Annotated in this window: 15 protein-coding genes; 3 read left to right on the top strand and 12 right to left on the bottom strand. The window is 72.1% G+C overall.

The genetic code is table 11. The features are described 5' to 3' along the window. Positions 1–8: 8 nt before the first annotated feature. The 6 genes from B9S64_RS25660 to B9S64_RS25635 all read right to left on the bottom strand — a co-directional run bounded on the left by B9S64_RS25660 (position 9) and on the right by B9S64_RS25635 (position 15,416). Positions 9–1,724: an ABC transporter ATP-binding protein gene (locus tag B9S64_RS25660; RefSeq protein ID WP_103493799.1), complete on the bottom strand. Its 1,716-nt coding sequence runs from the start codon at positions 1,722–1,724 to the stop codon at positions 9–11. Beyond that, entirely contained in the window at positions 1,721–3,559 is a 1,839-nt protein-coding gene (locus B9S64_RS25655) for an ABC transporter ATP-binding protein (protein WP_103493800.1), read from the bottom strand. Before B9S64_RS25655 ends, B9S64_RS25660 begins: the two co-directional genes overlap by 4 nt. A gap of 84 nt (positions 3,560–3,643) precedes the next feature. Continuing rightward, a complete protein-coding gene (locus tag B9S64_RS25650; protein WP_103493801.1) occupies positions 3,644–4,768 on the bottom strand; it encodes a Gfo/Idh/MocA family oxidoreductase in 1,125 nt (374 codons plus the stop codon). Beyond that, complete coding sequence (locus B9S64_RS25645) at positions 4,765–8,889, bottom strand: non-ribosomal peptide synthetase (protein WP_103493802.1); 4,125 nt, start codon at positions 8,887–8,889, stop codon at positions 4,765–4,767. The genes B9S64_RS25650 and B9S64_RS25645 overlap by 4 nt, the downstream gene beginning before the upstream one ends. Further along, positions 8,886–13,496 (bottom strand): non-ribosomal peptide synthetase, encoded by a 4,611-nt coding sequence (locus B9S64_RS25640; protein ID WP_103493803.1) that lies wholly within the window; start codon positions 13,494–13,496, stop codon positions 8,886–8,888. Before B9S64_RS25640 ends, B9S64_RS25645 begins: the two co-directional genes overlap by 4 nt. Before the next feature lie 153 nt (positions 13,497–13,649). Beyond that, on the bottom strand, positions 13,650–15,416 hold the full coding sequence (locus B9S64_RS25635; protein ID WP_258038078.1) for a non-ribosomal peptide synthetase: 1,767 nt from the start codon (positions 15,414–15,416) through the stop codon (positions 13,650–13,652). Between the two features lie 459 nt (positions 15,417–15,875). Here B9S64_RS25635 and B9S64_RS25630 point away from each other — a divergent pair, with 459 nt between their 5' ends. Further along, the gene (locus B9S64_RS25630; RefSeq protein WP_164343045.1) at positions 15,876–16,595 is read left to right on the top strand and encodes a tryptophan 2,3-dioxygenase family protein; all 720 of its coding nucleotides are present in this window, start codon (positions 15,876–15,878) and stop codon (positions 16,593–16,595) included. Positions 16,596–16,760: 165 nt separating this feature from the next. Here the strand turns inward: B9S64_RS25630 and B9S64_RS25625 are convergent, their stop codons facing one another. After that, positions 16,761–17,204 carry a winged helix-turn-helix domain-containing protein gene (locus tag B9S64_RS25625; protein WP_028441069.1) on the bottom strand — a complete coding sequence of 148 codons (444 nt, stop codon included), beginning with the start codon at positions 17,202–17,204 and terminating at the stop codon, positions 16,761–16,763. 469 nt (positions 17,205–17,673) lie between these two features. Next, positions 17,674–17,901 (bottom strand): MbtH family NRPS accessory protein, encoded by a 228-nt coding sequence (locus tag B9S64_RS25620; RefSeq protein ID WP_103493806.1) that lies wholly within the window; start codon positions 17,899–17,901, stop codon positions 17,674–17,676. A gap of 591 nt (positions 17,902–18,492) precedes the next feature. On the opposite strand from B9S64_RS25620, the gene B9S64_RS25615 reads away from it, so the two are divergent. Together B9S64_RS25615 and B9S64_RS25610 are read left to right on the top strand one after the other, a co-directional pair. Then, positions 18,493–19,704 (top strand): cytochrome P450, encoded by a 1,212-nt coding sequence (locus B9S64_RS25615; RefSeq protein WP_103493807.1) that lies wholly within the window; start codon positions 18,493–18,495, stop codon positions 19,702–19,704. 165 nt (positions 19,705–19,869) lie between these two features. Next, complete coding sequence (locus tag B9S64_RS25610) at positions 19,870–21,438, top strand: NAD(P)/FAD-dependent oxidoreductase (RefSeq protein ID WP_103493808.1); 1,569 nt, start codon at positions 19,870–19,872, stop codon at positions 21,436–21,438. A gap of 144 nt (positions 21,439–21,582) precedes the next feature. Here B9S64_RS25610 and B9S64_RS25605 read toward each other — a convergent pair whose 3' ends face one another. The 4 genes from B9S64_RS25605 to B9S64_RS25590 form a co-directional block, all read right to left on the bottom strand. Continuing rightward, positions 21,583–22,476 (bottom strand): SAM-dependent methyltransferase, encoded by an 894-nt coding sequence (locus B9S64_RS25605; RefSeq protein WP_181012467.1) that lies wholly within the window; start codon positions 22,474–22,476, stop codon positions 21,583–21,585. Next, the gene (locus tag B9S64_RS25600; RefSeq protein ID WP_103493810.1) at positions 22,473–23,780 is read right to left on the bottom strand and encodes an FAD-dependent monooxygenase; all 1,308 of its coding nucleotides are present in this window, start codon (positions 23,778–23,780) and stop codon (positions 22,473–22,475) included. Before B9S64_RS25600 ends, B9S64_RS25605 begins: the two co-directional genes overlap by 4 nt. Position 23,781: 1 nt before the next feature. Continuing rightward, positions 23,782–24,873: a monodechloroaminopyrrolnitrin synthase PrnB family protein gene (locus tag B9S64_RS25595; protein WP_181012468.1), complete on the bottom strand. Its 1,092-nt coding sequence runs from the start codon at positions 24,871–24,873 to the stop codon at positions 23,782–23,784. 228 nt (positions 24,874–25,101) lie between these two features. Then, positions 25,102–26,727, bottom strand: coding sequence for a (2,3-dihydroxybenzoyl)adenylate synthase (locus tag B9S64_RS25590; protein ID WP_103493812.1), 1,626 nt, complete (start codon positions 26,725–26,727; stop codon positions 25,102–25,104). Positions 26,728–26,824 lie beyond the last annotated feature (97 nt).

The following is a 26,824-nucleotide window of genomic DNA, read 5'->3' as shown; positions in this document are numbered from 1 at the left end:
CTCGGCTCTCAGTCCCTCACTGCCGGGGCCATGGAGATGTTCCAGAACTCGGCGTAACGGCCGCCCTGCCTCAGCAGTTCGTCGTGGCTGCCCTCCTCCACGATCCGGCCCTCGTCGATGAAGATGACGCGGTCGGCGCGCTGGACGGTCCGCATGCGGTGCGCGACCATCACCACCGTGCGGCCCGCCATCAGGCGTTCGATGCCCTCGTGGACGGCCGCTTCGTTGACCGGGTCCAGCGCGGAGGTCACCTCGTCCAGCAGGACGATGGGCGCGTCCTTCAGCAGGGCCCGCGCGATCGAGACGCGCTGGCGCTCACCGCCCGACAGCAGGGCCCCGCCCTCGCCGACGTTCGCCGCCCAGCCGTCAGGGAGCCGCTCGATCACCTCGTCCAGGCGGGCGGCCGTGGCCGCCGCCCGGACATCGGCCTCGTCGGCGTCGGGACGGCCGAGGCGGATGTTCTCCTCGATGGTGCCGTCGAAGAGGTAGACGTCCTGGAAGACAATGGCGATCCGCGCCATCAGCTCTTCCGGGTCCATGGCGCGTACGTCCACGCCCCCGACCCGCACCGCGCCCGCGTCCACGTCGTAGAACCGGGCGAGCAGTTGCAGGAGGGTGCTCTTGCCGCTGCCGGACGGTCCGACCACGGCGAGGCGCTGTCCCTGCGGCACGGTCAGCGACGCGTGGTCGAACACCGTGCGGTCGCCGTGCCGGAAGGTGACGGAGTCGAACTCCAGGTCGTGCCCGTCCGGCTGGAGCGGTTCTGCGGGCTCCGGCAGCGGTTCGGTCTGGAGCACCGTGTCGAGCTTCGCCAGGACGGACCGCGCGCCGCGGAGCTTGCCCCCGATGTCCGTGAGCGAGAGCACCGGGTCCGCGCAGCGGGCGGCCAGCACCAGGATGGTGAGGATCTCCGCCACCCCGACGTCCCCGTCGAGTGCGAGATAGGCGCCCAGGACCAGCAGGGCGGTGAACATCGTCTGCACCACGAGGGTCAGGCCCACCGCGCCGGGCAGTGCCGAGAAGGTGGAACGGCGGGAGGCGCGCTCCACGTCCCGCAGCGAGTCGTCGAGCAGCCGGAACCGCTCGGTCGTCCGGCCGCCGGCCCGCAGCACCGGCTGGACCTGGAGGAACTCGATGACCCGTCCGGTGGCCTGCTCGTCGCGTTCGGCGCGCTCCTCGTCGCCGGCCACCATGGAGCGTCCGGTCCAGATCTGGATCGCGGCGACGACCGGTACGGCCACCAGCGCGGCCAGCCCCATCTGCCAGTTGAAGACGAGCATCACGACGACGATCGTCAGGGGGGTCACACAGGCGGAGATGAACGGCGCCAGCAGGTGCGCGATCACGCTCATGGCCTGGAGGACGCCCCGGCTGGCCAGGACGGAGATCTCCCCGAGGCGGCCCGCGTTGTACCAGCCGATGGGCAGCCGGCCCAGGTGCTCGCCGAGCCGGTGGTACATGCCGCGCAGCAGCTCGGTCCCGACGTGGAAGCCGGAGAGGTCACTGACGTACCGCAGGACCGCGTAGACCGCGATGACGATCCCGAAGGCGATCAGCCAGGGCCAGGCGTCCTCGGGTGTGTCGCCGAACAGGGCCCGTAGGACGGGCACCACCAGGGCGTAGGACAGGCCTTCGGCGACGGCGGTCGTCGTCATCAGGGCCACGGTGCGTCGCAACGGCTGGGCGTACTCGCGTCCCAGCACGCGCATCAGCATTCGGATCATCGGGGCTCGTCTCCTTGCAGTACGCCACCACGGGCTTCGGCCTCATCGGCGACCGCGGATCGCTGGGCTTGCCAGAACGCGGCGAACTTCCCGTCCTGCGCGAGCAGTTCGGTGGGAGAACCGCGCTCGGCGACCGCCCCGTCCTCCAGCATGACGACCGTGTCGGCGTCCTTGATCGTCTCCAGCCGGTGGGCGATGACCAGGACGGTCCGGTCGCCCTCCAGCGTCGCCAGGGCCTGGCGGACCGCCTGTTCGGTGTGCGGGTCCGCGAAGGCCGTCGCCTCGTCGAGCACGAGGACGGGGGTGTCGGCGAGCAGCGCGCGGGCGATGGAGATCCTCTGCGCCTCACCACCGGACAGCCCGGCGTCCTCACCGACCACCGACTCGTAGCCGCGCGGCAGTTCGAGGATGCGGTCGTGGATGTTCGCCAGCCGGGCGGCCCGCACCACGTCGTCGAGGTCGGCGTGCGGGACGGCCAGCGCGATGTTGTCGGCGATCGACGCGCGCAGCAGCCGGACGTCCTGGAAGACGAAGGAGACCATCCGGTAGAGCTCGCTGCTGCCGAGCTCGCGCAGGTCGACGCCGCCCAGGCGCACCGAGCCCTCGGTCGGGTCGAAGAAGCGCGGCAGCAGTTGGACGAGCGTGGACTTGCCGCTTCCCGACGGGCCTACGACGGCGGTGACCGTGCCCAGCTCCAGGACCAGGTCGATCCCGCGCAGGACCTCGTGGTCCTCCTCGTAGCCGAAGCGGACGCCGCTCAGCTCCACCCGGTGTCCCTCGGGGACGCCCGGGTGCGCGGGCTCGGGCAGCGACTCCACCCCGAGCACCTCGCGGATCCGGCCGACGGCGCGCCCGGCGGCCTGCATCTCGTCGAAGCCGTGGCCCAGGGCCGCCACCGGGGCGGTCAGGCCGAGGCCGAGCAGCAGGAAGGGCAGCAGGTCGGCCGGGTCCAGACCGCCGTTGGTGATCAGGCCGGTGCCGCCGATCAGCACGACCAGCAGGACGAACGGCGGCGACAGCACCAGCTGCATCCCGGCGGCGATGCGGGAGATGCCGTGCACCCAGCGGTAGAACGTGCCGACGAAGTCGTCGGTGGCGGTGAGGAACTTGCGGTGCGCGCGTCCGGAGCTGCCGAACGCCTTGACGACCGCGATGCCCTGCACGAACTCGACCACGGAGCTGGAGATCCGGCCCATGGCCGTGTCGAACTCCTCCTGCTCACGCAGCCGGGTCGGGGTCATCATCAGGGGGACGAGGGCGATGGCCAGCACCACGGGTACGAGCGTGATCAGCGTGAGCCGCCAGTCGATGGTGAACAGATAGACCAGCGAGACCAGCGGGACCACGAACGCGGAGACGAGCTCGCCGGGGGTGTGGGCGATGAACGGGTGCACGGCGCCCACGTCCTCCCCCACCACCTTGGCCAGCTCACCGGTCCGGCGCCGGGAGAACCAGCCGATCGGTACGCGCCCCAGCCGGGCGGCCAGCTGCCGGCGGAACGCCAGCTGCACCTGGCCGTCGACGATGTGCCCGATCCCGGACGACGCGGCCGTGAACACCAGCCGGACGAAGAGACCGACGGCCCCCAGGATCACGACGAGCCACACATGGTCGCGATCGACCGGTCCCGAGGCCAGCAGGGTCCGCCCCAGCTCGACCACCGCCAGCAGCGGTGCCAGTCCCGCCACGGCACCGACCACCTGGAGGACCACCACGGCCGCGAATTTCCAGATGTAGGGGCGCAGTAGCCGTCCCATACCCTGTTCCGCTGCTGATCCGGCGTCCGGTAACGGCGTGGACCGCTCCCTCGCCACAGCGGGATCGATCGCACTCATCGCTCTCCCATCCTTTTAGAAACGCGTACGAAAATTACTGTACCCCGGACGGGCCTGATGAGCCACCACCAACGGGCGCCGTTGTCAAGCGCCCTCCTCCATTCGTCCCGGGCCCGGTCCCCCCGTCAGATCGTCCACCGTCAGCGGGTCCCCCGCCTCCGGTTCGGCCACCTCGGGATAGCCCAGCGCCTCGGTCAGCTCCTTCCACGCACGGGCGACGGCCAGCGGGCGCTGGCTGCCGCGCAGCGGGTCCGCGCCCGTGCCGGCGCGCTCCCGCAGCTCCTCCAGGGCGGCCAGCACACCGTCCGCCCACACCTCACGCATCGCGGCCGCCCAGGTCGGCGTCCCGGCCGCGCCCACATAGGCGCCGGTGGTACCGAGACCGTGCGGCCACAGCTCCTCCGTGTCCGCCTCGCCGGGGAGGAACTGCCCCGTGGCGGCCGAAGGCATGCGCAGCACCGGGCTCCAGATCACCGGGCCGTGGGTGTTGGCCAGCATCAGGTTGCCCGCGTCGGTGCCGACGGTGATCCGGTGCAGCAGCAGACTGGTGCTGTCGTCCCCGGCCTGCATACGGTTCTCCACCCGCAGCGTCAGCGGGACGCCCCCGACCTGCCCCTCCACCGCGACCAGCGGGCGGCCCGCGCCGCCGGTGACCGGGGACAGCGACCAGGGCCGCAGCCCGTCGAAGATCCCGGCCAGGATGTCCAGCAGGTCGAAGGAGACCTGCACCGCGCACATCGCGTCGACGAACACCGGCGTGCGCAGCCGCACGAGCCGGCGGGCCGCCGAGGTGAACCGCCGGACGGGCTCCAGGTGCGGATAGAAGGTGTTCACCATGTACTGGGTCCCGGTCCGGCGCGCCACCCGCAGGCAGTCCGCCAGTTCGTCCGGGTGCACCGGGTGCTCCTGCATCACATGGACGCCGCGTTCGAGCAGGGCGCGCGCCACCTCGGCGCCCCGTCCGCCGCCGACGGCGGTGGACACCACGACACAGGCCGCATCGACGTCGTCGGGGAGCTGCTCGACCTTGTCGTAGAGGGGGACGCCGTACCGCTCGGCGAGCTCCACCGAGCGGGCGCTGCCCTGGGCCAGGATGCCGGCGAGCTCGAAGCGTCCGGGCTCGGCACGGGCCAGGGCCGAGAGGTAGACCTGCCCGAACCGCGTGCCGCACACCACGACGCGCGTCGGGCCCGGCGTCGCGCGGGTCATCCGCGGACCTCCCTGGGGGCGGTGATCGCCTGGGCCGTCCGGGCCGCGTGCGGGGACCGGAGACAGCTGACGTGGTCGCCAGGGATGTCGGTCACGGTCAGGTCCCCCAGGCACGCGTCGCCCCAGAAGAGGGCCGGGTCCTCCGCCGGTCCGGGCACGAGCCGCGCGGGACCGGCCGGGCGCAGGAGGGTGATGTCCCCCGCGTACGGCTGCGGTTCGTACACCGCGACCGCCTCCACCGTACGGGCGAACGCGGTGTGCGACGCCGCGGTCCGCCCGTCGTCGCCCGCCGCGTGGGCGAAGGCGTGGTCCAGGACCAGCTCGTCGTGCGGGGCGTACGGGACGCGGTGGCCGGAGACGAGGGTCAGCCGCCGGACCGTCACCCCCGCCTCGGCCAGGGCCCGCGCGGTCTCCAGCGCGATGGGGCCGCCCAGGCAGTAGCCGACGATCTCGACGTCGTCGTGTCCGGCGTCCCGCACCTCGCGGGCGTACCGGGCGGCCAGTTCCTCGACGAGGTCCGCCGCGGCGACGTCGGGGTGTTGCCCGCCGTCCGGCAGGGCGAGGCCCGCCAGTGGCAGGTCGTCCGCCCCGAGCAGGGCGATCAGCTCCTGGTAGGCCGTCAGGGTTCCCGTCCCGTCGTGCACGAGCAGCCGCACCCGTCCGTCTCCCGGACCGCCTCCCGGTCCGGCGAGCGGGACCAGCGGCGAGCGCCGGGTCTCCGTCACCTCCGGCGCCTGGGCCGGTACGGCGGCGGCGGAGCCCAGCCACTCGGCGAGACCGGCCACCGTGGGCCGGTCGAGCAGGGCGCGCAGCAGCACGTCGAAGGTGACCCGGGCGGCCTCGGGGACCCGTTCGCGCACCTGACCGACGAACTGGGCCGCCAGCAGGGAGTTGCCACCGGCGTCGAAGAACTCCTGGTCACGGCTGGGCTGTTCGCCTCCCAGGACCTCCGCCCACAGCGCGGCGATCCGCTGCTCGGTACCCGGCCGCGGCGGCTCGGAACGTACGGCCCGCGGCGCGCCGGACACCGGCGCCGACCCGAGCAGCCGCTTGCGGTCCACCTTCCCGTTGGCGGTGAGCGGCAGGGTGTCCACGATCCGCGTCCGTGCCGGGACCATGTGCGCGGGCAGCCGCCCGGCCACCCATCCGGTCAGCTCCGTGGCGTCGGCCGGCGCGGAGCCCCGGTGCGGTATGACGAAGGCGATCAGGCTCCGCTCGAACGCGTCGTCGCCCGCAGCCAGCACCACACAGGTGTCCACGCCCGGGTGTTCACCGAGCACCGCCTCGATCTCGCCGAGTTCGATCCGGTGTCCGCGAATCTTGATCTGCTGGTCCGCGCGGCCGGAGAACTCGATCTCGCCGTTGGGCAGATAGCGGCCGAGGTCGCCGGTGCGGTACAGCGGCTCGTCCGTCTCCGGGTGCCGGAAGAAGCGCTCCGCCGTCCGCCCGGGGTCGCCGAGATAGCCGGTGGCCAGGCCGGTGCCCGCGATGTACAGCTCGCCGACGACCAGGTCGGGCCGGTCGCGCAGGGCGGCGTCGAGCACGTGGAAGCGCTGGTTCGCCAGGGGTGTCCCGTACGGGATGCTGCGCCAGTGCGGCTCGACGGTCCCGATCCGGTGGTGGATCGACCAGATCGCCGCCTCCGTCGCTCCCCCCAGACCGACCAGCTCGGTGCCGGGGACGTGGCGTGCGGCGTGCGCCGGCAGCGACAGCGGGATCCAGTCGCCGGAGAGCAACGCCAGCCGCAGGGACGGGAGTGCGGTGGGCTCGACGTCCAGGTAGTGCATCAGCATGTGGAGCTGCGCGGGGACCGAGTTCCACAGCGTCACCCCGTGTGCGGCCACCGTCGCGGCCCAGTGCGAGGGGTCGCCGCGGCGGGCCGGGTCCGGGAGCACCAGGGCGGCGCCCACGGCCGGCGGACCGAACAGGTCGTAGACGGACAGGTCGAAGCTGAGCGCCGCGAGCCCCAGCACCCGGTCGGCCCCGTTGACGCCGAAGCGCAGATTGATGTCGTGCACCGTGTTGGCGGCGGCCCGGTGGGTGATCATCACGCCCTTGGGCACACCGGTCGAACCCGAGGTGTGCATGACGTAGGCGAGTTCCACGGGTGCCACCGGCGGGACGGCGGTCGTCCCGTCCTCCGTGACCGGCTCCACCCCGGCCACGTCCACCACCCGGACGCCGGGCGGCGCGGCGGTCGCGTCACCGGCGACGACAGCGAACCGGGTGCCGCTGCCGGTGAGGATCCGGTCCCGCCGGACCGCGGGCTGGCCGAGGTCGACCGGGACGTACACCCCGCCCGCGAGGAGCACCCCGAGCACCCCGACCGCCTGCTCCCGGCTCTTGTCGACGAGCACGCCGACGAAGTCACCGGGGCGCAGCCCGGCGGCTCGCAGCCGTTCGGCGACCCCGGCCGCGCGCCCGAGCCACTGCCCGTAGGTGAGTGATCCCGCCGGGTCGATCACCGCGGTCCGGTCGGGGAAGGCGCGGGCGTAGGCCACGAGCGGGTCGTGCAGCAGGCCGTCCGGCGAGGGTGCCGCCGTGGCGTTGGCCTCGGTCCGCCGGGCCCGCTGGTGGTCCGGGAGGGGCTGCGGCTCCACCGCCGCCCACGGCCCGTCGTCCTCGGCCAGCCGGTGCAGCAGCCCCTCGAAGGCGTGGAACATGTCGTCCACCACGCCGTCGGCGAAGACGCCGTCCCGTACGTCCCAGTTGATGTCCAGGCCGCCGTACTGGTCGCCGACCTGACAGTCGATCCACACCTGCGGGGTCTGGCTGATGCCGTACACCGGACGGGCCTTGCGGCCCGCCGCCGACACCGTGCCGCCCACCACGCCGACGCTGCCGGTGAACACCACCGGGAGCACGGCCGCCGCCTCGCGCCCGCGGCGCCGGGTGAGTTCGCGCAGTACCTCCACCCCGCTGTACAGCCGGTGGTCGAGGTCGTCGAAGACACGCTCGCCCAGCGCGCGGGCCCGTTCGGCGAAGGACGCCCTGCCCCCGGGTTCGACCGCGAGCAGGCTCAGCGAGGTGAAGTCGCCGAGCAGCCGGTCCACGTGCGGGTGCAGCGGCATCCGGTTGAGCACGGGCAGCCCGAGGCAGAAGCGCTCGGTGCCGCTCCAGCGGCCGATCGTCTCCGCGTACGCCGCCAGCACCGCGTTGGCCGGTGTGACGCCGTGTTCGGCGGCGCGCGCCTTCAGCGACCGCCACACTCGGTCGTCCAGCGTGGCCGTCAGCCGGTGGAAGCGCGGCGGCGCGGTCGCGGGGTCGTGGTCCTCGCGCAGCGGCAGCGCCGGGGCGCCGGGCAGTTCGTCGAGGCGGTCCCACCAGTACGCGCGGTCGCGCGCGTACCGGCCGCCCTCCCGCAGCCGGCGCTCGGCGAGCACGTAGTCGCGGAAGGTGGCTTCCACCGGGGGGAGTTCGCAGTCCGGCCGCGCGTAGCGGAGGTCCAGCTCGGTGAGCACCTGCTGCATGCTGAGCCAGTCCAGCGCCATGAAGTCCACCGACACGTGCAGCACACTGCGCGTGCCGGCCAGGGTCAGGCGCAGCTCGTGCATGGGGCGCTCGTCCGCCGGGTGCACCGCGTGGGACAGCTCGTCCCGCACGCCCTCGATCGCCTTCTCGACCGTGTCGCCCGGCGCCGTACGCAGATCGGCGACCTCGATACGGCTGGCCGCCGGCGCGGGCAGGACGCGCTGGGTGCCGTCGGAGGAGATGACGGTCCGCAGCGTCTCGTGGCGCTCCACCAGGCCGTCCCACGCCCGTCGCAGCCGGGCGGGGTCGAGGTCCGCCGGATACTCGAACTCCAGGTAGACGTGGCAGGAGACGCCGCCGTAGTCGAAGGCCGGGTTGCGGCCGAACAGGTAGGCGGACTGGATGTCGGTCAGCGGGAAGGGCTCCTCGCGCTCCCCGGGCCGGGCCTGCCACACCGGGTCGGCGCCCGGCCCCTCCGCCTCCGGACCCCCGGCTAGGGCCGCCAGCAACTCCGCCTTGCCACGGCGCAGTTCCGCCAGGCGCTCCTCGGTCATCACACCACGGGGGGCGCGGAAGCGCAGTTGCTCCCCCTCGCGCCACAGGCGGACACCGGCGCTCCGGAACTCTTCGAGCAGGTCGTTGGCGTTCACACCGCACCCTCTTCGCAATCGTCGCCGTTGCCCCAGTCGTCGGCGGGCCGCCCGTCGGCGGCGGGGCCGAGCTGGTCGATCAGTTCGCTCAGCCCGGCGACGGTCGGGGCGCGCATGACCTCCCGCATGGGCAGTTCGACGCCCCAGGCCCCGCGCACCTCGGCGATGAAGCGTGTCGCGAGCATGCTGTCGCCGCCGAGCCGGAAGAAGTTCTCGTCCCGGCCCACCGAGTCCAGGCCGAGCAGCTTCGTCCACCGTTCGGCGACGAACCCCTCGGTGGCGCCGCGCGGCGGTTCGCCCGCGTCGCGCGGCCGGTCCGCGGACTGTTCGAGAACGGTCCGTATCCGCCGCCGGTCGACCTTCCCGTTGCCGCTGAGCGGCAGTGCGGGCAGCACGGTCAGATGGGCGGGGACCATGTGGTCGGGCAGCCGCTCCGCCGTCCACCGGCGCAGCTCGTCCCCGTCGATCCCCTGGGCGGTCGCGGGCCGGTCCGCGACCAGCAGGATCTCACCGGTGGCCTCGGTGCGCAGGACCCGGACGTCGCACAGCCCGGCCTCGGTGCAGGCCGCCGCCCACCGCTCGGCGCCGTACAGCCAGGCGGATCCGGTACGGCCGTCGTCGAACCGCCCCGCGCGCGCCTCCAGCGGCAGCGCCGTCACCAGAGCGAGGGGGGTCGGACGGGTGCGCTCGCTCAGGTAGAGGCGTCCTCCCGGCGCGAGCAGCAGGGCCATGGTGGCCACGGCCGTCCCGGGGTCCTCCATCCGGTGCAGGGCGTTGTCGGCCACCACGGCGTCGAAGGCGTGCACGTGGCGCGCGGCGATCGCGGCGGGGCCCTGCACCGCCGTCCGCGGGCTGTGTCCGTGCTCGCGCAGCAGTGCCCCGGCCTTGGCGAGCGCCGGGGCGGAGGAGCCGAGGAGGGTGTACCCGACGGTGTCCGGGGCGAGCGCGCCGAGCAGCCGTACGGTGCCCTGGCCACCGGTCACGTCCCACTCGGCGACGGCCGGGGGCGGGGTGTCGGCGGAGCGCGCCCGCAGGTCCTCGGCCACGGCTCCCAGACACGCGGCCGTGCCCGGCATCAGGTCGTTGAGGGCCTCCGGCGCCAGTACGGGGTCGTCCAGCAGCGCGGTGGCGTCGGCCTCGCCGGACAGGATCGCCGTGAAGAGCGGCCCGGCCCACTCCAGTGCGGTCGCGACGGTCTCGAAGCACGTCCCCCGGGCGGCCTCACGCACCTCCTTGTCCCGGCCCGGAGCGGTGACCTCGGCCCAGCGGGGCCCGTGCCGGTAGGCGGCGTCGCCTTCCCGTACCAGCACCGAGCGCCGCGCGAGGTACTCCAGCCAGATGTCCGCCACCGGGCGCTGTTCGGCGCAGACCGGCGCGGTGGCACCGTCCGGCCCGGTCAGCGGCGCGACGACGCCGGCCAGCAGCACCTCCACCAGATGGTGTTCGCGTGCGTGCGGATCGGTCCCGGCCGCGGCGTCGGGGGCCGGCGGCAGGAACGCGCCGTACCGCTCCCCCCGCTCGGCGGCGTGGTCCGTACGCTCCTGGGGCCGGTCCGGTGCCGCCGTGCGTTCGACCACGGCGGCGACCAGTTCGCGGCGGCCTTCGGTGAACACGACGGCGACGGCCTGTGCCACCGCGGGGTGCGCCTGGAGGCAGGTCTCGATCTCCCCGAGCTCCACCCGGAAGCCGTTGATCTTCACCTGGTGGTCGAGGCGCCCGAGGAACTCCAGGGTGCCGTCGGGGTGGTAGCGGCCGAGGTCGCCGGTGCGGTACCAGCGCCCGCCGTCGTGCGTGGGGAAGCGCGCGGCGGTCAGTCCGGGGTCGCCGCGGTAGCCGAGGGCGACCCCGGCGCCGCCGATCCAGAGTTCACCGGGTACCCAGTCGGGGCAGTCCCGCCCGCTGCCGTCCACCACTCGGAACTTCTGGTTCCGCAGGGGCTTTCCGTAGGGGATGGACCGCCAGCCGTCCGGGACCTCCGTCACCTCGTACGCGTTCGACCAGATCGCGGCCTCGGTGGCGCCGCCGAGGGCGATCATCCGACATCGGCCGCCGGACGCGCGGGCCAGCCGCTCGGGCAGGTCGAGCCCGATCCAGTCGCCGGACAGCAGGGCCAGGCGCATCGCCGGGGGGAGAGGGGACTCGTCGGCGGCGGTCAGCACCATGTCGAGCAGGGCCGGGACGGTGTTCCACACAGTCACCGCGTGGAGGCGGCACAGTCTCAGCCACTCGGCGGCGTCGCGCCGGCCGGACTCCGGCACCAGGACGGCGGCGCCTCCCGCCCCGAGGAATCCGAAGACGTCCCACACCGAGAGGTCGAAGTCCAGCGCGGACACCGCCAGCACCCGGTCGTCGGGCCCGATGCCGAAGCGCTCGTTGACGTCCTCGACGGTGTTGACCGCGGCCCGGTGGCTGATCTCGACGCCCTTGGGCAGTCCGGTCGAGCCCGAGGTGAAGATCACGTACGCCGTGTCGTCGGGACCGGCGGGCACCGGGGCGCTCAGCGGGTGTTCGCGCGTCGCCGCGTCGATCGCGAGGACCTCGACACCGGCCTCGGAGGGCTCCAGGAGTCCGCTGCCGTCCAGGACCAGCCGTGCGCCGCTGAGTTCGAGGATGCGGGTGCGCCGCTCGGCCGGCTGGTCCACGCCGATGGGCACATAGGCGGCGCCCGCGGCGAGAACCCCGAGCACGGCCGCGATCTGCCCGGCCCCCTTGGGGGCGGTCACCGCGACGTACGAGCCGCGGCCGACACCGCGCCGCGCCAGCGCTCCGGCGACGGCCAGGGCGTCCCGCGCCAGCGCGTCGTGCGCCATCGCCTCCCGCTCGCCCCACAACAGGGCCGGCCGCCCGGCGCGTTCGCCGGCCCGCTCGAAGAACGCCGTGTGCAGCAGGTTCCCGGTCATCGGGCGCACCGCCGCGTTGACCGCGGCCCGCTGCCGCTCCTGCGCGGCGGGCAGCGCGATCCGGGGTGCGGCGGCCTCCCACGCGTCGGTCAGCAGACCGCGGACCACCTGCTCGTAGGCGGCCATCATCGCGTCGAGCACGCCGTCCGGGAAGAGGGCGTCCACGGCGTCCCACACCAGCAGCACCCCGTCGTCGCGGGTGCGGTAGACCTGGTGGTCGAGCCAGATCTGCGGGGTCTGGGAGATCATCCACGCGGGCTCGCCGAAGCGGTCCGCGAAGGCGTCCGGGACGAGCGGGGCCGACAGGTCGCAGGCGAACACGACCGGCGCGGTACGGGGTGTGTCCTGGTCGGCGCGGACGAAGTCGCGCAGCACGTCCACCCCGGAATAGGCGGCGTTGCCGATGTCCTCGTGCATCTGCTTGCGCATCGCGCGGGCGCGGTCGACGAAGCTGTCGCCGGAGAGATCGACCTCCACCAGCACCAGCCCGGTGAAGTCGGCCACGACCTGGCCGATCTGGGGGTGGGCGTCGAGATCGCGGTCGAACAGCGGCAGGTTGAGCAGGAAGCGCTCGTCCCCGCTCCACCGGCCCAGCACCATGGCGTACGCCGTGGCGAGCACCACCGAGGGCGTCAGACCCGCCTCGGCCGCCCGCCGTTCGATGACACGCCACTCCCGCGCCGTGAGCGCGCACGAGCGGCGGACGAACGTCGGTACGCCGACCGCTTCGGGGTCCATGGCCAGCGGGAGCTTCGGTCCGCCCGGCAGCGACGGAAGCCTCTCCTGCCAGTAGGCGCGCGCCCGTTCGCGTTCGGCGCCGCGGATCGCGTCCTGCTCCGCGACGTACCGGCCGAAGGTGTAGGTGATCTCGTCGAGCCCCTCGGGGTGGTCGTACAGGACGGCGAGGTCGGCGAGCAGGACCCGGATGCTGGCGAGGTCGGCGGCGAGCAGATCGACGTTGAGGTGGAGCCGGTCCACCCCGCCGGGGAGCCGGGTCATCCGGACGTCGACGACCTCTCCGCCGCGCACGTCCAGGCGCCGGTGCGACAGCCGGTCGCGGAGGGCCAGGGCCGCCGCCGTCGCCTCGGCCTCGGGGAGGTGCCTGAGGTCCTCGACGCCCACCCCCGGCCACGCGGACTCGGCCGCGACCCGCTGGGTGGCGTCGTCGGCGAACGACACGCGCAGCATGGGGTGCCGCCTGATCAGGGCGCGGACCGCCTGCTCCAGCCGGTGCGGTTCGACCCCTTCCGCGTCGAACTCCAGGTAGGCGTGGCAACTGACGCCGCCGAGCGGCTGGTCGTCGTCGCGGCCGATCAGATAGGCCTGCTGCACCGCCGTGAGGGCGAAGGGGCGGTCCGTGGCGTCGGTGTGCTCCACCACCGGAGCCGGGGGCCGCGGTGCCGGCTCGGCCTCCGCGACGGGGACGAGCAGTTCGAACCACGCCGACAGCCGCGGGTCGTCGGACAGCCGCGAGAAGGTGATCTCTCCTCCGGCACGGCTGAGCCGGTTCGCCAGCCGCATCATCTCCAGGGACTGGAGGCCGAGTTCGAAGAGGTTGCTGTCGTCGTCCGTCGGGGTCAGCTCGATGCCCAGCAGGTCGGACACCACGCGGCGCAGGTCCTCGCGGCTCGTCCCGGCATCGGTGGCGTCCGTGGCGTCGGTGGCGGCGGGAGACCCCGCGCCGTGGTCAACAGGCTCCGATGACATTTCCTAACTCCCTTGCACGATTTCGACTCCGCGGCCGGACGCCGTCCCCGGCGGTCCGGGGCGGTCACCGGGAGTGAGGGGACGAACGACGGTGCCGCCCGCCGGCCCCGGGGACGGCGCACCGCACCAGCGGTCAGCGGAGGGACGGCACGGTCAGCCCCGCTTGGCCCGCTCCATGACCTGAGCCAGTTCGGCCAGGCTCTGGGCCTCGAACATCGAGCGCATCGGCACCGTCACACCGAGCTCCTTGCGCATCCGGCCGGCCAGCTTCGCGGCGAGCATCGAGTGGCCGCCCAGGTCGAAGAAGTTGTCCTTCGGGGTCACTTCGGGGACCTGCAGGATCTCCCCCACCATGCGGCACAGGGCCTCTTCGTACGACGCGGCCTCGCCCGCCCCGCCCTCATCCGCCGCCGGAACCGGGTGCGGCGGTGTGCCGTGGTGGCCGGCCGGGGCGCGCACGGCCCGCTCGGCCAGCTCCTTGCGGTCGATCTTTCCGTTCGGCAGCGTCGGGAACCGGTCGAGCACGACGACGTGCGTGGGCACCATGTGCTCGGGAAGCGCGTCGCGCGCCCAGGCCCGCAACTGCCCCTCGGTGACCTCGTGGCGGGCCGACGTCCTGACGTAGACGACGATGTGCTCGGTGGCCGCGTCCTGGCCGCCGACCACCGCGACGACGATCTCCACCGCCGGGTGACTCTCCAGGCGCGTCTCGATCTCGCCGAGTTCGACGCGGAAGCCCCGCATCTTCACCTGGTTGTCGATCCTGCCGGTGAAGTACAGCTCGCCGTCCGCCTCGTGCCTGCCCCGGTCGCCCGACCGGTACATCCTGCTTCCGGGCGGGCCGTACGGGTCGGCGACGAAGCGGGACGCGGTCAGACCCGGGCGGTTCAGATAGCCGCGGACCACACCGCTCCCCGCCAGGAACAGCTCCCCCTCCTGGCCGTCGGGGCACTCCCGCAGCCGCTCGTCCAGGACGTGGACCACACCGCCGTCCCACGGCGTCCCGACGGTCACCTCGTCCTGCACGCCCTTGACGGGGCCGCCGATCGACGCGCCGACGGTCACCTCCGTCGGGCCGTAGGCGTTGTAGAGCCGCCGGCCCTTGGACCACTCCTCGGCCAGGGCCCGGGTGCAGACGTCACCGGTGGAGGTGATGGTGCCGCCGACCAGCAGCCCTTCGCTGTCGGTGATGCCGAGGGCCACCGGCGGCAGGACCGCGTGGTCGATGGAGTACGTGAGCATGGTCTCGCGCAGGGTCTCCCCCGGCATCAGGGCGTGCTGCTCGGCCATCACGAGCGTCGCGCCGTTCAGCAGCGCCAGGGTGAAGTCCCAGAACCAGGCGTCGAAGCTGAAGGACGCCCATTGCAGGATCCGGTCGCCCCGGCCCACCCCGTACAGCCGCACCTGGGTGGAGACCAGGTCGGTCACGCCGGTGTGGCTGACCGCGACCCCCTTGGGGACCCCGGTCGAACCGGAGGTGTAGATGACGTACATCAGATGGGCGGGGACCAGCGGTGCCGTGCGCTCGCCCGGCGCGATGTCGTCGCCGCGCTCCCGCTCGCACAGGGCCTCGAAGGACGGGTCGTCGAGCACCAGCTCCGGCACGTCCAGGTGGAGTGAGGTGACGCCGTCCGTCCGCAGCAGCAGGACCGGCCGCGCGTCCACGACCATGTGCGTCAGGCGTTCGGCGGGGTAGTCCGGGTCCAGCGGGAGGTAGGCGCCGCCCGCCTTGAGCACGGCGAGCACCGCGACGACCAGCCGGGCCGAGCGCTCCACCGCGACCGCGACCAGCGCGTCCGGCCCCACACCCGCCGCGATCAGCCGCCGGGCGAGCCGGTTGGCACGGGCGTTCAACTCCGCGTAGTCGAGGACGCTCTCGCCGAAGACGACCGCCGGAGCGTCACCGGACTCGGTAACCACGGACTCGAATAGCTCCGAAACAGTGTTCAACTCCGCTCCGCCTCCGACACAGAGTTCCGGCACGAATAGGACGCGTTACGGTGCGCGGGAACGGCTGCCGCCGAATTCCTCCCGAGTTCCGTACACCGGTGTCACCGTTCGCCGGCACGGGCGCCGGGAATGCCGTCGCGCCGGGTAACAGTCACCGACGATCGCATGGAGCCCGGCCGGCCGGACGGGCCGTGAAAGAACTCTTTCTCCGGGTGCTCACGGGTCCGCCGGGCGCTCCATGATGTGGCGGTGCCCGGTTCAGCGCGGCCGTCGTACGGATGCCCCAGGCCACGAGCGATCGGGGGCGACGTCGCCGGTATGGCCATCGTCTCCCGCGCGGGGGGTTCCACGCAGCGCTTTCCGTCCTGCCCACAGGGGCGCGAGGGGCGTGCCGTACGTACGAGTTCGTCACGGAGAGAGGGAATCAAAGTGGCCCATGAACTGAAGTACCAGAACTACCTTGAGCTGGATACTTTGCTGTCCCTCCAGAAGCCCCGCGCCGCCGGCTCCGACGCCCTGAAGTCCACCGTGCTGTCGGAGCAGTTCTTCATCATCGCCCATCAGTCGAGTGAACTCTGGCTCCGTCAGATCATCGCCGACCTGGAAGCCGTCGTCGACGTCTTCACGACGACCGACGACACGTCCAACGCGGAATGGGTCGTCGATCTCCTGCAACGCGCCGCCGCGCTCGTCGGCGTTCTGCACACGCAGTTGACCGCACTCGACAAGCTGTCCCTGCGCGACTTCGCCCTGTTCCGCGAGTTGCTCGGGACGGCGAGCGGCGCGCAGTCGGGGCAGTTCCACCGGCTGGCCCACCTCATCGGCAACGCCGAGCACGAGGGCCCTCTGTACGAGTCGTTCAGCGCGTGGGTGGCCAGGTCGGGCCACAGCGTGTCCGACCTGGCCCGGCGGGGCGTCGACGCGCACGTGTACTACCGGATCATCGAGGCGCTGCTCGACGTCGGCAACGGCTACTGGCGCTGGCAGGTGAGCCACGTCAGCCTGGTCACGAAGGTGATGGGCAGTCATGCCGGGACCGGCGGCAGCACGGGAGCCGACTATCTGCTGAGCCGCTGCACACTGCCGTTCGCGGAGTTGCGCGAGCTGCGCGGTCAGGCGCACGTCGGTCTCAGCGTCGCGTCGTCGTGAACGCCGCCGCCGGCACGGCTCCACCGCCGTGCGGGGCCGGTGGTGCCGTGCCGGGCGGTGGACCGCCGATCTCCGGACCTGGTCCTCACACGGACGGCCGCCCGGACCGGCGCATGGGGCCGGGCGCAGAAGGGACCGGACGGGATCGGACGGGCCCGGGTGGGATCAGATGGGCTCAAGGACGAAGCCGCGCCCCCAGACGTTCCGTACCGCGAGGCGGACGAGTTGCAGACGCCGGCGTAACCGCATGACGTGCAGGTCCAGGGCGTTGCTGGACGAGCTGGAGCCGGAGCGTTCGAGGATCTCGCGCAGCTCGGTCCGGTAAATCACCTGGCCGTACCGGGCCACCAGCGGTGCCAGCATCTCGCACTGCGTCAGGGAGAGCGTGACGGAGGAGTCCTTGAAGTAGAGGATTCCCGTCGGGTCCAGCAGGGGCTTGGACTTGAGGACGGCACGGTGGGCGAGCTGACGCAGTCGGGCCTGGAGATCTTCCTGAACGATCGGAGGACGCACCCAGTCCTCGTACAGGCTCAGCTGCTCCGGCGGAGACGCGCCGTGCTCGACCACCAAGAGACAGAGATCACCCTGGACCTTACATTGCTCACGCATATCTCTTTCCGCAGGCCATCGAACGAATTTGACCCGATTCTTCACATCTGCTTTCACAGCCATCCCCCAAGAACCTTGTCCGTTGAAATCGAGAAGTAGGATTCTCAACCGCACCGTTCTTCAGCCGGCCTTCGACATGACACCGGCTCAGTGCATGTCCCGGGCGGGTTCCCCCTGTCATGGCGGCGCGGGGGAACCGTGTCCACGCGTTCCCCGGCCCCGCCGTCCTTCCTGTCCCGTCGGCCGTCGCCGTCCGGCCCCGCGCGGCGTCTCCGTGCGGTGTATCCGGGCGGCTTCTCCGGGCCGTGTCTCCGGGCGCGTCGTGGCACAGCGTGGAGCCACCGGGCGTTCGGCGGCGGGCTCGTCGCGGCCGAGGGGACCGCGCGGCACCGCCGCACACGGCCCTCGCCCACGGGCGCCCGACCCGTCGTCAGGTCGAGCGCCCGGCCGGTCCCTCATCCACCGGCGTTCACGCCGGCGCACCCTCGTTCGCGGCCATGGCGTCCCGGAGGCTCTTGGGACGCATGTCCGTCCAGGTCTGGTCGACGTGGTCGACGACCTTCTCGCGGGACGCCGGGCCGTACACGACCCGCCACCCGTCCGGAACGGCGACATCGTGCGGCCAGAGCGAGTACTGCTCCTCGTCGTTCCGCAGCGCCAGGTAGTCCCGGCTGTCGTCCTCGAATGGATTGGGCATGCGCACCGTCCCCTCATCGAGCTGAAATGCTCTGAAACATTCCGGTAATGCACAGCGGTCGTTCCGGGTCTTCGCCGGCGGTGAATAGCGGCACCGCACCGGCCGCACGGCACCGGGGGAATCCAGCTCGCAGCCCACCGGATCCACCATTCCCGGCCGGCCGCCGATGGGCTTTGCCGCGGATAACGACGACCCGTCCGTCTTCCATCCCCGCCCCGGCCCCATGGAAGCGCTATCGACATTACCAGTCAGTGACCATATCCAGACAGATTCACTCCACATTTGTGCCCATGCGTTTCTCATATTGACAGACTTCGTACGGTCTCTGTCGGATCGGCCGGCCCCGCCGCCGCCGAGCGCGCCCTCGCACCTGCCCGCCCACCGCCGGAGCCGACCAGGGGCCGACAGGGACCGCCGGGGACCCGCCGGGCCCACCGGGTCCCCGCCGTGGGCGCGCCCCCCTCGTACCCTCACGCCCCGCCCGGTGGACGCGGACCGCCGGACGGCAGAGGAGCGGACCGCCGGACGGCAGAGGAAAGGAACTGGCAAGAGTTCGGCCGCCGGGCAGGGCCGGCCTGTCACGATCAGGAAATGACTCAGTCCGCTCTCAGCCTTTGTTCCCTGGATCTCACCGATCCGGCCACATTCATTGAGAACGACGTCCACGAGTTCTGGCGCACGGTGCGCGCCGAGCGTCCGGTGTACTGGCACGAGCCCACCGCCCGGAACCCCGGATTCTGGGTGGTCTCCCGCTACGCGGACATCCAGTCCCTTTTCCATGACGCGGCCCTGAGTTCCACCAGGGGAAACGTCCTGGACGTCGTGCTGCGGGGTGACGACTCCGCGGGCGGGAGCATGCTGGCGGTCACCGACGGCCCGCGCCACCGCCAGTTGCGCACTCTCCTCTTCAGCGCGTTCACGCCACGGGTCCTTGGCGAGGTCGTCGAAAAGGTACGGCACCGCACGGCCGAACTGATATCGACGATGACCGGGAAGGACACCTTCGACTTCGCCGCCGAGGTCGCCGAGCAGATTCCGATGAACACGATCTGCGATCTGCTCTCCATTCCGCACGGGGACCGCGCGGACCTGTTGCGGTGGAACAAGATGGCGCTGTCGTCGGGCCACGCGGACAGCACGGAAATCGACGCGATCGGCGCCCGCAACGAAATCGTGCTGTATTTCATGGAGTTGGCCCAGGAACGGCGGGAGCGGCCGGGCGACGACGTCATCAGCATGCTCGCGACCGCGCGGCTCGACGACCGCCCGCTCACGGTCGAGGAGATCGCCGTCAACTGCTACAGCCTGATCATCGGCGGCGACGAGACCTCCCGGGTCTCGGCGATCTGCGCCGTGCTCGCCCTGATCGAGAACCCCGGGCAGTGGCACGCCCTGCGGACGGGCGAGGTCTCCCTCGAATCGGCGGCGGAGGAGATCATCCGCTGGTCGACCCCGGGGATCCACCTGGCCCGCACCGCCGTTCAGGATCTTGAGCTGCACGGACACACGGTGCGCGCGGGCGACATCGTCACCCTGTGGAACATCTCGGCGAACAACGACGAGACGGTGTTCGACCAGCCCCGCCGGTTCACCCTGTCCCGCTCCCCGAACAAGCACCTCTCGTTCGGTCACGGTCCGCACTACTGCCTGGGCGCGCACCTCGGCCGGGCGGAACTCAGGGCCCTGCTGCACGCGCTGGTGTCCGACGTCGGGCGGATGGAGCTGCGGGGGACGCCGCGCCCCATCTACTCGAACTTCCTGACCGGTTACGACAGCCTGCCGGTGCACTTCGAAGGCCGCTGAGGCGGTCGGCGGACAGCGCACCACCCCCGGCACCCCGCCCCGGTCGTCCCGTCCTCCCCCACCCCTCCGCGGCACCACCCCCCACCGGCCGGGCGAACCCGGCGTCCGTGTGCGGCCGGCACCCTCCAGGCCCGACAAGGCACTTCCAGAAGTCGAGAGGTAACGATGCGAAAGAACGTCTGTGTCATCGGCGCGGGCCCATCGGGTCTGGTCGCGGTGAAAGAACTGCTGGACGAAGACCACACGGTGACCTGCTTCGAGCACGGATCCGAGATCGGCGGGGTCTTCCGCGCGGAGGTCGCGCCCGACGAGGCGGGTGCCTACGACTCGACGATGCTGACCATATCCAACTACATGATGACGTTCTCCAGCTTCCCGCCGCCGGAGAAGCAGGAGCGGCGTTTCTGGTCGTCCGCCGAGTACCGGCAGTACCTGCTCGACTTCGCCGAGAGGTTCGGTCTCGGGCCGTCCGTCCGCACGCGTACCGACGTACTGAGCATCACGAAGAACGAGGACGGCGGATACACCGTCGAAGTAGCACCGGTCGACGACCCCAAGGCGCGGACGGCCCATCAGTTCGACGCGGTGGTCATCTCCACCGGCACGCACCGGGTGCCGAACTACATCGACCTCCCGGGACAGGAGGACTTCACCGGCGAGATCGTGCACTCGGCCCACTACCGCAACGCCGCGCGCTTCCGTGGCAAGCGCGTCCTCTGCGTGGGGATCGGTGAGACCGCGGCGGACGTGGTGAACGAGATCGCGCAGACGGCCGAGGCCTGCACCCTGTCGGTGCGCCGCTACCAGCCGGTCCTCGAACGGTACCCCGGAGGCGGCCCCCACACGAACGACGCCTACACCTCGCATCTGCTGCACTCGATTCCGCTGGCGGCCGCCACCACCGTCATGCGCTTCGGGATGAAGCGGATCAAGACCCGGGGCAAGACGGGCGCCGCCAGGGCGGTGGCCGAGTGGAACTCGAAGAACAAGTACTTCTTCAACCACTTCCTGACCAAGAACGAGGCCTTCATCCACCGGGTCGTCGACGGCAGGCTGACGGTCAACGCCGCGGGGATCGAACGCCTGGGCAAGGACTACGTCCTGTTCAAGGACGGCCGGCGGGAGAAGATCGACACGGTCATGCTGAACACGGGCTACGTCGAGGACTTCAGCATCCTCAAGGACGCGGACATCACCGACGTGCGCACCCTGTACAAGCACATGATCCACCCGGACCTCGGCATTGGTGTGGTCTTCATCGGGTGGGCGCGGCCGGCCGCCGGCGGAGTGCCCGCCTGCTCCGAGATGCAGAGCCGGTACTTCGCCCTCCTGTGCAGCGGCAAGAAGAGCCTGCCGGACCGGGTACGGCTCCAGGGGCTCATCGAGCGCCAGGCGGCGTACGAGAACGAGGTCTTCCACGGCAACCCGGACCTGCGGACCCTGGTGCACTACAACCACTTCATGATCGACTTCTCGCGGGTGATCGGGTGCTCCCCGTGGCGTCCGTCCGTCTTCCTGAACCCCCGGCTGGCCTACAAGCTGTGGTGCGGTTCGCAGATGCCGCACGTGTACCGGCTGTCCGGACCGCACAGTGACCCCCGGACGGCCCGGAAGACCATCATGAACGTGCCGACGGCGTTCAAGCCGCCCCAGGCCGTCCTGACCATGGCGGTCAGCCTGGTCTCGCGCGGGCTGATCGCGCTGGGTCTGATGAAGGCGGACCCGACGTACTGATCCCGCCCGGCGCCCGGCTCCGGCCGGGCGTACCGGTCCCGCCCGGCCCCGGTTCCACGGCCGGGCGCACCGACTCGCCCGGCACGCGGGCTCCACGGCCGGCCACCGCTCGCGCGGCGGCCGGCCCACGCGGTCGGGCGTCCCTCAGGCGAGACGCGCGCGGGCCACCCAGTGATGGTCGTGGGGCGGGCAGAGCCGGGCGGGCGGAGGCGGGAACCCCGCGCACGCGCCCGCGGACAACTGCCTCAGCGTGTACGCGTCCGCCTGCCAGCCGTGCCGGCCGAGGAAGCCGCCGAGGTCGTCCAGACCGAGCCGGAACGCGGATCCGCGGGACTCCATGAAGGCCAGGAACCTCGCGTTGGCCGGGTCGGCGTAGAACTCCGTGTGCGGTGCGTCGACCAGCAGTGTCGAGCCAGGCGCCGAGCTCTCCCTGACGTGCGCGACCAGCCGGGTGAACTGCTCGATCCGCACGTACGGGAGCAGGCCCTCGACGATCCAGACGGTGCGTGCGGCCCGGTCGTGGCCCGCGGCGCGCAGGTGCTCCGGCCACGTGTCGCTCCGGAGGTCCGCGCCGAGGGACACGCGGTGGCAGGCGAGCCGGTCCTCGACCGGCGCGAGCAGCGCCTCCTTGGCCTCCAGCTGGCCCGGCAGGTCGATCTCGAAGAAGCGGGTGGCGGGCGGGAGTCCGAGGCGCCAGGCACGTGTGTCGCTGCCCGCCGCGAGGCAGACCACCTGGGTGATTCCCTCGGCGATTCCCCGGCGGAGCTCCTCGTCACCGAAACGGGCCCGCACGATCACCGATCCGGTGGTGCCGCCGGCGGCCAGCGCCTCGTCCGCCATCCGTCTGGACCGGGGAGTGCTCAACAGGGCGGCGTGGGGATCCGACAGGTAGGCGTCGGGCCGGTCGTTCTCCATGGCCCTGATGACGGCCGTGATGAAGCTCGTCTCCTTGACGGCCTCCACGGCTTCAACGGCCCGCACCGTCTGGGAGGCGGCCGCGGTCTCAGACTCGGCGTCCCGCCGGGTCGGGTGGGTCACTTCGCACTCCGGGAGTCGGGCCGTGCGGCCGGCGGACGGTGGGGGCTGACATTCAGAGAGGGCCGCGTGTTGACCCATTCCTGGTCGAACCTGCCCGTGACGGCGAAGTCGTGGGATATCTGGGCGAGTTCCTCCTCGCCGAAGACGTCCCGTACGTCGTCGAAGCCGTCAGGGGCCCGTTGGTGGGCCAGCGTGATGACCCGTTCGGGCCCCATGGACCGGGCGCTCGCCTGGAGTTCGGTCATCTGCGGCCGGCGTTCGGCCTCGTAGGCCCGCAGGGCGCGGCCCACGTCCGGGTGGTGTGCGGCGAGGTGCCAGGCGAGCACCCGCGCGTCGATGACGGCCTGGGTGGCCCCGTTCGATCCGGCGGGGTACATCGCGTGGGCGGCGTCCCCCACGAGCGTCACGTTCCCGAACGTCCACCGGGGAATGGGGTCCCGGTCGGTCATCGGGTAGCGCTGGATGTCCTCGGTGTCCTTGAGGAGGCTCGCCAGGTCCGTCCCCGGGGGCGACCACCGGCCGAACTCGCGCAGGATGACCTCCCGGCTGTCCGCCGCGCCCATCGGCCGCCGGTGCGTGGAGCCGTCCTCGTCGGGGAACGCGGCCACCCAGTTGACCAGTGCGCGGCGCTCCTCGGCATTCCTCTCGATCGGGTACAGGACGAGCCGTCTTCTGTCGTCCCCCAGAACGGCCATCGAGTCCCCCGTCAGGAACGCGTCGGCCCAGGCGGTCCCCCGGTACAGGGTCGTCCCGTTCGTCAGGGGAGGCCCTTCGTCGGGGTAGAGCTGTGCGCGCGCGGCCGACCGGATGCCGTCCGCGCAGAGGAGCACGTCCGTCTCGACGGTCCGGGTGTCTCCGCGCCGGTCCGTGAAGACCGCGCGCGGTCCGCCCGGCCCGTGGTCCAGGCCGACGAGCCGGGCGTCGGTGACGACGGCGCCGTCGCCCAGCCGCCGCCGGGCCTCCCCGGCCAGGACCGCGACGAGCCGAGAGCGGGACACCGACAGCTGGGGCCAGGTGTATCCGGCGTGCGTCCCGCGGTCCTCACGCCACACCAGGTCTCCGTGCGGGTTGTACATCGCGAGTTCCCGGGTGCGGACCGCCTGGTGCAGCAGTTCGTCCAGCAGCCCGAGTTCGGCGAGTTCGCGGACGGCGTTGGGCAGGATGTTGAGTCCGAGCCCGAGCGAGCGGACGGAGGGATCGGCCTCGTAGACGGTCACGCGGTCGAATCCCGCCGCGTGGAGGCTGACCGCGGTGGCCAGTCCGGCTATCCCGGACCCGACAATCGTGATCTTCGTCGTCGGCACGTCACTCCTTCGGTGTCGTGGCACGGGGGGCGGTACGGGCGGCGGCCGGACCGACCACGGCACCGTTCTGCCGTGTCAGGGCGAGGATCTCCTCGAGGAGGCCCACGCTGCCGCCGCCGCTGCCCAGTTCGTAGAGCCTGACCTCCGCGTGGTAGGCGCGCCGGGCCATCACCAGGTGCTTCCCGCGGAACGAGGTGAGCGACCGGAGAGCCTGCCGCAGCCCCTCGGCACCGGCCAGGACGTGGCCGGTCCCGGGTGGTGGGGAGGGGCCGTCGAGCGCCGCGACGACCCGCGTGGTGACGGACGGCCCCGCGGTCCACTCCGCGTACAGCTCCTGCCAGTCGGGGAGCGTCTGGAGGGCGACCTCGTGGCAGAAGCCCCGGTACTGCCCGCTGCCCCGGTCCGACGCCCAGAGCAGCAGGTCCAGGAGGAAGAGGGGGACATGGGCGGCGGCCGGCCCCATGTATCTTCGGCCCGCTATGCGCACGTCCTCGAAGTACGGTCTGAGCACGAGGGCGAAGAACTCGGGGGTGACGTGCGCGTTCACCCGGCCCATCGCCCGGTCGGCCGCCGTGATGTGCCCGGCGAGGGCCGCCATCGCGTCGGCGTGCGCCGCGCTGCCCGGTTCCTCGGCGCGCAGCACCCGCCCGGCCTCGACGGCGCGGGCGAGGTCCGGGACGCAGCGGCGTACCGCGTCGATGAGGTGCCTCTCCATGGGGTGGCCGCTGTAGAGGCGCTCCCGTGCGCCCACCGGGTTCCAGCACGTGTAGTGGTACACGGTGTCGCGCGGGATCATATGGGTCCGCAGGCCCAGGAGTTCGAACGAACGGGTCGCCTCCGGGATGGCGTCGAAGGCCGACACACCGTGCCGTTTGAGGCTGCCGAGGTACATGCCCAGATCACGCATGGCGGCGAGGCATTCCGGCACCGTGAAGGCGGCGACGCTCTCCTCGGAGGGGAGCGCCCCGCGCAGGACGTCCACCAGCGCCGGGACGTCAGCGGCTTCGTTCATCTTGGGTAACGCGCGGACGTCGTCGTCCAGCCGCAACGGGTCGAGCCGCCCGATTCTCTCGTTGCGTTCCTCGGAACTCACGTCTGTCTCTGCCGTGCGGTGCATGTGAACCAACTCTTCCGATGGGGATCCGTTTCCTTGTGATGCCGGAACGGTCAGGAATCAGCCGTGGCGCGGGGGTGGGGCTCCGGGCCGGACACGGAACACCGCGAGGCGGAGAAGAGGGAGGCGGGGGGTGCGGGCCCGGTACGGGTACCGGGCCCGGTGCCCCGAAGTCCACGCGGGGGATACGGGACTTCGGGGCGGCTCTCAGACCGTCTGGCGTTCGCGGCGCGAGGCCCGCAACGCGTTCTTGTCGATCTTGCCCACCGGGGTGCGGGGGAGGTCGGGTACGACGACCACCTCGTCCGGCATCTTGTAGGACGCCAGTCCCCGCGCGCGCATGTGCTCCCTGACCGAGCGCAGTGTGACCGGCGCCGCCTCGCCGTCCGCGTCGTCGCCGAGGACGGCGAACACCACGACACGTTCGTCGAGGTCGCCGTCCGGGACGCCGACCACAGCGGTGTCCCGGACTCCGGGGTAGGTCAGGACGTGTCCCTCGACCTCCTCCGCCGAGACCTTCTCCCCGAGGTGGTGGATGATGTCCTTCAGCCGGCCCTCGATGACGACGTTGCCGTCCTCGGTCAGCCGCGCCAGGTCGCCGGAGCGGTAGAAGCCGTCCTCGGTGAAGGACCGGCGGTTGTGTTCCGGCGCCGCGAAGTAGCCGCGGATGGTGTACGGGCCGCGGGTGAGCAGTTCACCGGTGACCCCGACGGCGACGTCCTTCTCGTCGGCGTCGACGATCCTGATCTCGTCGTCCGGGCACACCGGCCTGCCCTCCGTGCCGAAGACGACCTCCGGCGGATCGTCCAGGCGTGTGTGGGTGATCAGGCCCTCGCCGATGCCGTACACGTTCGCGATGCGGCAGCCCAGGCTCCCGCTCACCCGCTCCGCCGCGGCCGGTCCGAACTTGGAGCTGCCCACCTGCATGATCATGCCGCTCATGTCGATCGGCGTGGCGCGGGCGGCCTCCGCCCACAGCAGCGCCAGCGCGGGCACCAGCGTGGTGAGGGTGACGCCCTCGTCCCGGATCAGCGGGAACACGTGGTCGGGGCTGGGGTTGGCGGCCAGCACGGCCTTACCGCCGAGGAGCACCGCCCCCAGCGCGCCGGGGCAGCCGAGCGCGGCGTTGTGCGGCACGGGGTTCGCGGCGAGGTAGACCCCGGTGTCGTCGAACTCCACCACCCGGGCGCACGCGGCGATGTTGTACGCGTAGTCGTCGTGGGTGCGCGGGATCAGCTTGGGCACTCCGGTGGTTCCGCCCGACAGCAGGAGCAGCGCCACCTCGGACGAGTCGACGGGGGGCAGTTCCCGTACGCCGGAGCGCGCCAGCTCCGACAGCGGGGTGAACTCCTCCGCCTGGCCGTCGATCACCACGTGCCGCAGGCCGGGCACGTCCCGGCGGACGTCACGGGCCAGCGCCCGGAAGTCGAAGCCCTGGAACCGGTCGGGGCCGATGTAGGCCACCGCCTCGGAGGCGCGCGCCAGATGCAGGATCTCGTCGCGGCGGTGACCGGGCAGCGCCAGGACCGGGATGGCGCCGATGCCGGCCAGGGCGATGACGGTGGACAGGAAGCTGATCCGGTTCGGCAGGTGCACCACCACCCGGTCGCGGCCGCGGACGCCGAGGGCCAGCAGGCCCGACGCGATCCGGTCGGCCTCCTCGGCCAGCTCCGCGTAGGTGACGCGGTGGTGCGCGTCCACCGCGGCGGTCTTGTCCGGCCGGCGTCCGGCGCTGTCGGCGAACAGCTGCCGCAGGGAGAGACCGCGCCAGTAGCCGGCACGGCGGTAGCGGTCGGCGAAGCCGGTGGGCCAGGGCACGAACCCGTCGAGCATGTGTCCTCCTAGGGTGCGACACCTTCAGGTTCGGGCACTGGTGCGGGTGCCCAGGCGAGCCCGACAGAGCTTTGACAGATTGCCGCGACCGGGCCGG

This window comes from Streptomyces sp. SM18, from assembly GCF_002910775.2.
GTDB lineage: Bacteria > Actinomycetota > Actinomycetes > Streptomycetales > Streptomycetaceae > Streptomyces > Streptomyces halstedii.
This window is presented reverse-complemented; position numbering and strand designations above follow the sequence as displayed.